Genomic DNA, 1,726 nt, shown 5'->3' with positions numbered 1-1,726 from the left:
GGCAACCTGACCCGCGGCACGCGGCCGGGGCTACTCGTTTTCGCGGGCCCACCGCGACCACGCAAGCCCCCGATCTACTTGATGGAATCCCGTCGGCACCGGGCGGGCCACCGGCAGACTCGAAACACGCGCGGCGGGTTGCTCGCCCCCTGCCGGTCGACGACGCTCGGCACTTCCGCGCAGCCGAGGAGGGAAGGATGCGCTTCGAGAGCCGCACCGTGATCGTGACCGGCGCCGCGTCGGGAATCGGGTTCGCGACGCTGCGCGCGTTCGCGGCCGAGGGCGCGAACGCCGTCGGGCTCGACGTGAACGAGAGCGCATTCGCGGCCGCGAACGAGCGGCTCGGCCCGCTCGCGGAGCGCGTGCGGCTGCGCGTCGCGGACGTGGCCTCGACGGCGGCCTGCCGCGATGCCGTCGACGCCGTCGTCGCCGAGCACGGGGGCGTCGACGTGCTGTGCAACATCGCCGGCTTCGCGGCGATCGAGCACTTCGCGGACGTCGGCGAGGGCGACTTCGATCGCATGTTCGCCGTGAACGTGCGCGGCCTCTTCTTCCTCACCCAGGCGGCGCTCCCGCACCTGCTCGCTTCGGGTGGCAACGTCGTCAACATGGCGTCGGTCGCCGGCCTCGCCGGCAACCCGTACAACTCGACCTACTGTGCGACGAAGGGCGCGGTCGTGAGCCTGACGCGCGCGCTCGCGGTCGAGTACGGAAAGCGCGGTGTGCGCTTCAACTGCGTCTGTCCGGGGTCCGTGCTGACGGAGGCGACGCGCCGCACGCGCATCCCGGACGGGACCGACCCCGCGCTCTTCGCACTGATGACGCCGCTGCTCGGCCACTGTGCGCCCGAGGACATCGCACAGGCCGTGCTCTACCTCGCCTCCGACGATGCCCGCTACGTGACGGGCGCGGCGTTCGCGGTCGACGGCGGCCGCACCGCCGTCTAGCGGCGGACGCCGCTCCGCCGCGCCACGAGCGACGGGCGGGATCGCGCCGCGTCGGCACCCGCGTCGAAGCCGAGGCACGCGAGCATCGCCCGCGTGACGTCGGCGCACAGGCGCTCGCGCGGGATCGCGGGCAGCCTCTCCTCCATCACGGCCCGACCGATGCCCTCGCACATGTGCAGCACGACGTGCACGGCGGCGTCGACGTCCTCGACGTCGAGCCGGTCGCGCTCGCGCTCGACCACGCTGCAGATCCAGCGGTGCGTGACGTCGTAGTAGGTGCCGCCGCCCGGCGCCTCGCGGTGCGTGAGCTCGATGCGCGAGCCCCACTGCTCGACGAACTCGCGGTGCAGGCCCGCGAAGCGCGTGCGCCGTTCGATCAGGATCTCGACGTAGCGGGCGAGCGCCTCCTCGACGGGGAGATCCTCGAGGTGCAGCGATCCCGCCATCCGCACCGTCTCGTCGACGATCTCGGCGACGCGCTCCTCGAAGACCGCGGCGACGATCGAATCCTTGTTCGGGAAGTAGTGGTAGAGCGAGCCGACGGAGACACCGGCGCGCTCGGCGACGCGGTTCGTCGTCAGCGCGTCGGCGCCCTCCTCCTCGAGGATGCGGCGGGCCGCCTGGACGACGGCGTCGACGAGGACCTCCGCGCGACGCTGGCTCGCGCAGCGCCGCGGCGCGAGCGGGTCGGGAGCGCGCTTCGCCATCGGACGACTCCTCTCGTCGGGCGCGGCGCGCGTCTTCGCGTCGTGCGCCCGAACGGAAGCGGGGCCCCCCGG

At 73.2% G+C, this 1,726-nt stretch carries 2 protein-coding genes; one reads left to right on the top strand and one right to left on the bottom strand.

What is annotated here, in order from left to right:
- Window positions 1–197: 197 nt before the first annotated feature.
- Window positions 198–947, top strand: a complete 750-nt coding sequence (locus R3E88_22605) for an SDR family NAD(P)-dependent oxidoreductase (GenBank protein ID MEZ4219273.1) — start codon at window positions 198–200, stop codon at window positions 945–947.
- Here the strand turns inward: R3E88_22605 and R3E88_22600 are convergent.
- Entirely contained in the window at window positions 944–1,654 is a 711-nt protein-coding gene (locus tag R3E88_22600; GenBank protein MEZ4219272.1) for a helix-turn-helix domain-containing protein, read from the bottom strand. The genes R3E88_22605 and R3E88_22600 overlap by 4 nt on opposite strands.
- Between the last annotated feature and the right edge of the window lie 72 nt (window positions 1,655–1,726).

The sequence above is a fragment of the Myxococcota bacterium genome, assembly GCA_041389495.1.
GTDB lineage: Bacteria > Myxococcota_A > UBA9160 > UBA9160 > UBA4427 > JAWKRT01.
The sequence above is the reverse complement of the archived record's forward strand: the minus strand, read 5'-3'. Positions and strand labels throughout refer to the sequence as shown.

Coding starts and splice junctions, on each gene's coding strand:
- R3E88_22600 (MEZ4219272.1), bottom strand. CDS start 1,654: ATGGCGAAGCGCGCTCCCGACCCGCTCGCGCCGCGGCGCTGCGCGAGC.
- R3E88_22605 (MEZ4219273.1), top strand. CDS start 198: ATGCGCTTCGAGAGCCGCACCGTGATCGTGACCGGCGCCGCGTCGGGA.